General features: G+C 61.6%; 5 protein-coding genes and 1 pseudogene. 1 reads left to right on the forward strand and 5 read right to left on the reverse strand.

All coding sequences use genetic code 11. The features are described from left to right. Positions 1-37 precede the first annotated feature (37 nt). The 5 genes from IEX25_RS15970 to IEX25_RS15990 form a co-directional block, all read right to left on the reverse strand. Complete coding sequence (locus IEX25_RS15970) at positions 38-1483, reverse strand: FAD-dependent oxidoreductase (protein ID WP_103173622.1); 1446 nt, start codon at positions 1481-1483, stop codon at positions 38-40. A gap of 78 nt (positions 1484-1561) precedes the next feature. Then, positions 1562-2833, reverse strand: coding sequence for an ABC transporter substrate-binding protein (locus IEX25_RS15975; protein ID WP_188716304.1), 1272 nt, complete (start codon positions 2831-2833; stop codon positions 1562-1564). 30 nt (positions 2834-2863) lie between these two features. Further along, complete coding sequence (locus tag IEX25_RS15980) at positions 2864-3697, reverse strand: carbohydrate ABC transporter permease (RefSeq protein WP_103173624.1); 834 nt, start codon at positions 3695-3697, stop codon at positions 2864-2866. Beyond that, positions 3687-4559: a carbohydrate ABC transporter permease gene (locus IEX25_RS15985; protein ID WP_229665328.1), complete on the reverse strand. Its 873-nt coding sequence runs from the start codon at positions 4557-4559 to the stop codon at positions 3687-3689. Before IEX25_RS15985 ends, IEX25_RS15980 begins: the two co-directional genes overlap by 11 nt. A gap of 85 nt (positions 4560-4644) precedes the next feature. Continuing rightward, positions 4645-5673, reverse strand: coding sequence for a LacI family DNA-binding transcriptional regulator (locus IEX25_RS15990; protein WP_103173626.1), 1029 nt, complete (start codon positions 5671-5673; stop codon positions 4645-4647). 320 nt (positions 5674-5993) lie between these two features. Here IEX25_RS15990 and IEX25_RS15995 point away from each other — a divergent pair. Then, a pseudogene (locus IEX25_RS15995) lies at positions 5994-6384 on the forward strand (IS6 family transposase); the annotation flags it as partial.

Below are 6384 nucleotides of genomic sequence, written 5' to 3' on the forward strand. Positions count from 1 at the left end.
CGTGGCGGGCCCTCGCGGACGAGGGCCCCGGGACGGCTCAGGCCGGGATGGCGACAGCCTCGGTTTCGGGCGTCAGCCGTTCGCCCATCATGCCGCGCAGATAGGCGCCATGACTCAGCAGCTCGCGGCGCAGGGCATGGACATCGACCTCATGGGGACGGATGCCCTGCCTGACCGCCATTGCGGCGGCCCGGCCCGCAGCCTCACCCATGGCCATGCAGGTCGCCATGACCCGGATCGCGCCCATGGCCTCGTGCGTGGCCGAGATGGCCCGCCCGGCGACGATCAGGTTCTCGACCGTTTGCGGCAACAGCGAACGGTAGGGAATGTCATAGCAGTCGCCGCACCAGATCAGCGTGCAGCCCTCGTCGCCTGGGCGGTGGATGTCGATCGGATAGGACGCGACGGCGATCGAATCCTCGAAATGGCGGCAGCCCAGCACGTCCTGTTCGTTCATCACATAGCGGCCGACGATGCGGCGCGTTTCCCGGATGCCCAAGAAGGGGGCAGTCTTGGTGAAATGAGCCTCCTCGAATCCCGGAACATAGTTCACCAAGTATTCGACGATGTCGTCGATCTGGCGCCGCGCCACGATCTCTCCGTTCGAAAGCGACCGCGCATCGGTTCCGTCCGTGCCCGTGACCCGCGTCATGTTGATCCAGGCCTCGCCCCGCTTCAGGCCGGTGATGATGATCGTGCGCTCGTTGGGGATGTCGAGGTTCCGCTCCTTGCGGGCCTTTGCCATCACCTCGCGCAGCCCAACCACGATGAATTGGTTGTTCTGGCCAAAGTAGTCGGCGGGAATGAAGTCGGTCAGATAGGTCCGAGCTTCCTTGGGAGAGTTCGCTATGGCCATGCGCAGCTTGTCGGTGTCGACATTCGACAGGCAGAACATCAGTGTGGGCGGCTGCATCCCGCCATGTTCGTTGCCCTTCTCAGTCACAACGCCAGCACGGTGGGCCACGTCCGCATCACCGGTGCAGTCGATAACCACCTTGCCCATGACCGCACTGCGGCCCGTCTTGCTTTCCGTGATGACGCCACGGATGGTGGTCCCGTCCTCATCCATCACCACACCAGCGACGAAGGTGTAGAAGACGACATCCACGCCGGCTTCAGTCAACATTTCCAGGCCGACGGTCTTGACGGCTTCTGGCTCGACCAGGGTAATGCCCATGTGCAGCGGGCAAGCTCGGTGTTCGGACGCCGCGTCGCGGGTCTTCAGGCGGTCGATGAACTTCTGGGGCAGGCCCTCGATAATCTGGTTGCCCTTCTGGCCCAGGAAACCCAGCACCGGCAGACCGATCGTCATGTTGCCGCCGACGAAGCTGCGGCTTTCCAGAAGCCCGACGCGTAGGCCGTCCTCGGCCGCGGCCAAGGCGGCGATGAGGCCCGCAGGGCCGCCGCCGACGACAAGCACGTCGTATTCGGCACTGACGGGGATCTCGCGCGCGGGTTCTTGGATGGTCAAAGTCTGTGCCATGGTGAGCAGAATCCTGATGGATGGTCGTGAAGGTTGGGTTGGGGCCGGGCCCGCCATGGGCCCGGTATTTGTCTAGGGTCAGGGCAGCAGGGGCGTGACGCGCTGCGTGATCGTCTCGACGGCTTCTGCCGGGGACTTGCGGCCCAAGACGGCCAGTTGCACTTCCTCAAGGAACAGGGCCTGGGCACGGGCGGCTTCAGGAAAAGGCGGGAAGGCGCCGCGACCGTTGGCCAGGGCCTCGGCTTCGATGGCGGCCAGCGGGTTCTTCTCGACCAGCTTCGGGTCCGAGAAGGTCGAAACTCGGGCAGGACCGTTGCCGTTCAGCGCCATGCCCAGCGTCGTCTCCGGCGAGGCAACCTGCTTGATGTAGCTCCAAGCCAGTTCCTTGTCCTTGGCATTGGCAGGAATCACCATGGCCCAGGCTTCGACGACCGTGGCCATCGGTGTCTTGCCCGCCAGAGCCTCGGCCACGGGGAAGCCCACGGCTGTGATCCTGCCAGGATATTTCGACTGTTCCGGATCGTTCAGCTGCGCGGCGCGGGCAAAGGGCAGCACGGTGAAGGCGGCCCTACCCTGTTGCATCCAGGTCACCTGATCATCGTTCTTGGTGGTGGCATAGCTGCGCGGCAAGGCGCCGTTCTCAAACATCCCAGCCAGGACCGTCAACGCTTGCTCCATAGCCGCGGGGTCAGGCAGGAGCGTGAAGTCCGGGGTTAGGAAATCGCCACCGAAGGCTCGCGCGAACATCACCGGGAAGACAGCTAGGTCGGATGCCAGGATCATGCCCGTGGCAATCTTGTCATCCGTAATTTTCTGGGCTTGAGCGACCAACTCCTCCAGCGTAGTCGGCGGGGCCGAGAAGCCCGCCTGTTCCAGCAGGTCCAGGTTGCAGAACAGCGCCTGCGTTGCGGTGCGGACGGGGATGCCGATCAGCTTGCCGTCGATGGTCATGCCCTTGATCAGGCCGGGCGCGATGTCGCCGAAATCCGCAATGGCGTCCTTTTCCATCCAGGGATCGAGCGGCTCGAAGAGCTTTGCGATCTCGGAAGTGGGGCGGTTGTCCACCAGATAGCCGACGCCGAATTCGGTTTCCGGCAGGCTGGCCTCGCGGAACAGCCGGTCCATCAGCGGATTGGAATCAAAGGTCGTGAAGGCCAGATCCGCGTCGTTGGCCTGTTTCCAGGCCGCCATCAGGTCGGCCTCACCCTCGCCCAGCGAGGTCTGGTGGACACGATGGCTGAGGATATTGAGCGTCCTGCCCGCCGCCAGTGAGGGTGCGGCGGCGATTAGCGCCAGGGTGGCGGTTGCTCCGGCCAGAAAGCCGCGTCGGTTCGTCTGCAGTGTTTTCATGTTGGTTTCTCCTCCCCTAAAAAAACGTCGTCAGCCCTTGGTGGCGCCTGCGGTCAGTCCGGCTACCAGATAGCGGTTCATCAGGATTACGAAGATCAGCACCGGTGCGAGTTGCACCGTCGAGGCCGCGAACAGAACGCCCCAATCCACCCCGTCGATCGAGCCGATCATCTCGGATATGACCAGGGGCGCCGTCTTGGCATTGGTCCCGGTAAAGATGAAGGCGAACAGGAACTCGTTCCACGCGAAGACGACCACAAAGACCGCTACCGCCAGGATCCCGGGCGCGGCCAGCGGCACGATCACCCGGCGCAGGATCGTCAGCCGGCTGGCGCCGTCGATGGCCGCGGCCTCGTCCAGGTCGCGCGGGATCTGGTCAATGAAGGTCCGCATCAGGACCGTGCCCAGCGACACGAAGAAGGTCGCGTAAAGGATGATCAGCACCAGGTGGGTATCGGCCAGGCCCAGTCGGTTCACGATGGGAAACAACGGCAACGTCACCACGATGGGCGGGATCAGGCGCACCGCGATCAGACCCACGATCGACAGCTCTAGCCATCGAGCGGCATGGCGCGAGAATACATAGCCTGCGCAAGTCGAAGCGATGACCGCAAGAAGCGTTGCGCCTACTGTCACGATGGCCGAGTTCGCCAAGCCCTGGAAGAAGACACCCCACTGCGTCCACAGCGTGACATAATGCTGCATCGTCGGCTGGAACGTCCATTGCGGCGGCACGGCGAAGATGTCCTGCCCGGGCTTCAGGGACGACGAGACGATGAAGACGATGGGGAACAGCGACCAGAACAGGATCGCCACCACGGCCACGGCCTTTCCCAGCCGGATCAGGACGATTTCAGCGCGCATTCTTCACCTGCCGACGCAAGAGCCAGATATATCCCGAAGCCAGCACCAGCGAGGCCGCCACCATCAGAAGGGCAGTGGCCGACGCTGTGCCGAAGGCGTTGTAACTGAAAGCTTCCTGATAGAGATAGACAGCCACCACTTCGGTCGATCGGGCCGGTCCCCCGCCTGTCAGCAGCCAGACTTCCGAGAACATGCGGAAGGCGAAGATATAGCGGAACAGCAGCGCTACTAGGATTGCAGGTCCCATCAGCGGCAGCGTAACGCGCCAGAAACATTGCATTCTGGTGGCACCGTCGATGCGCGCGGCTTCGTAAAGGTCGGACGGCATGGCAAGTCGGGCTGCATAAAGGATCACGAAGGTGAATGGCAGATGCATCCAGATCGTCAGCAGGATGATCATCACCGTCGCGTCGATCGGATCAAAGGACCATTCCAGAATGGGCAGACCAAGCCCCTGCATCAGCAACGTGATCGGCCCGATATCCAGATCGAACAAAAAACGCCACATGGCGACCGCCACCACCTCGGATACGGCATAGGGCGCCAGAACGGCGACAAGCAGGATCCGCCGGAACGGGATGCCGCTGTTGAAAAGCAGCGCCATGCCCAAGGCCACAAGCATCTCAAGATGCACGGCCACCACGACGATCACGATCGTGTTCCACATCGCGCTGCGGAAGGCCGGGTCGGATAGGACGCGGAGATAGTTGCTCCACCCCGTGAACTCAGGTGTCTGTCCGAAGCTCGACACATGGAAGCTGAGCCAGACGACATAGATCGACGGCAGGATCACCACGACCAGCAGCAGAAGCTGCACGGGCGCCAGCAGGGGGACAACCCCCAGGAATGTCGTCTTCCTCACCATGTCCTCCCAAGCCGGACGAACCAGCCACTTCCTGTTTTCCGTGTGGGCCATCTATTTCTCCGCCGCCCACCCGAAGGCTTGTTTATGCCGCCCCTTGCACTGCCCGAGGCGCACAGACCGAACTTCGGCACTGCAGCGGCGCGTCCAGAACAAGACGGGCAGGTTGATCGCCTGATCCCGCTATTCGTGCCCTGAGGCAGGACCAGGCAGACTGGGCGATATCTGCGATCGGCTGGCGAACCGCAGAAAGCGGCACCCTACGCGCGGTCATCCAGGCGTAATCATCAAACCCGACAAGCGACACTTCCGCTGGAACATCGATCCCCACTTGGGCAAAGGCTGTCAGCGCTGCCAGCGTCGTCACGTTGGTCATTGCAATAACGGCAGTCGGATGCCCGTCGCGAGCAAGGCATGCTGCCATCCGCGCGGCTCCTTCCTCGACATCTGTGCCAAGTTCAACAATCCGCGGCGTTACAGTTGCCGAAAGGCAAGCTTCAGTGATGCCGCGAATACGCTCAGCGATGGGGCGCAAGCCTGCCACCGAGGCGGCGATCAGGATCTCGCGATGGCCCATTTCCAGCGCGTGTTGGGCTGCCTCGTGACCGGCAGCATGGTTATCCACCACAACGGTATCGACGGGCAGATCCTCTTCACCGATTCGGTCAACTAGCACGATTGGCAGGGTAGCCATTTCGCGCCTTAGCGTGTCAGGAATTGCATTTGTGCAAGGCACCGCAATCAGGCCAGACGGCTTCCAGCCCAGCAATGCATCCAGCTGCGCGGCCTCTCGTTCGGCATTGTCGCCTGATGTGGCGACCAGCACCTGATAGCCATCAGCTTCGGCAAGTTCCTCCAGATCCGAGACAAGCGAGGCAAAGAATGTATCGACAAGGCTGGGAACCAAAACCCCAACTACCTTAACCCGTCCTGTGCGTAGTTGCGAGGCGGCGATGTTCTTCTGGTAACCCAGCGCGCGGGCGACCTCCTCAACGCGGCGAACAACCTCAGGACTGACAGCCTTTCGGCCGCTGAAGGCATTGGACACGGTAGCGATCGACACCCCCGCCTCTGCTGCCACGTCCCTGATAGTAATCGCCGCCATGAATTCCATCTAAACGTTTAACTGCCACAGTAAAACGTTTATCTGATGGCGTTTCGTTGTCAAACGAAAAGTGTAAAAAACTTGCAACGACAGCAGATGACCGCCATGCTCTGCCGGTTAGCAACCATGGACTGCGACTCTTGTCGCGTGCTGTCGATCGCCTGCCCGGGCGCTCATGAAAACCTGTCGCAAGCGCGGTATCTCCTTCTTCGCTCGTCTCGGCGACCGGCTCGGCATCAAAGGATTTGCTGGCGGCTGTGTCGCAAACTTTTCTGATCTTCGGGCCTGAGCTAGACTCAGCTGGTGAAGCGGCTTGAGGGGAGGGCTTGATGACGATCTCGTTCAAGGGCGCTCACTTCCCCCGAAGACGTCATCCTGCACGCTGTCTTCTTCTACTTGCGTAACGGTGTGTCGTACCGTGACCTTGAGGAAATCATGGTTGAGCGAGGTGTCAGGGTCAGTCATCCCACCCTGAACAAATGGGTGGAACGCCATGCCAGGCTTGTCGCGAACGATGCGCGTCGATGCAAGCAGCCCACTGACAGACCCTGGCGGATGGACGAGACCTATATCCTTGTTCGTGGAGCTTGGGTCTACCTTTATCGCGCAGTCGACAAGTTCGGGAAGACCTTGGACTTCATGCTGTCGAAACGATGCAACAAGCCTGCTGCCATCAAGTTTCTGGCCCGGGCGATGGAAGCAAACGGCCTGCCACGGAAA

The sequence above is a fragment of the Paracoccus acridae genome, from assembly GCF_014642735.1.
Classification (GTDB): Bacteria; Pseudomonadota; Alphaproteobacteria; order Rhodobacterales; family Rhodobacteraceae; genus Paracoccus; species Paracoccus acridae.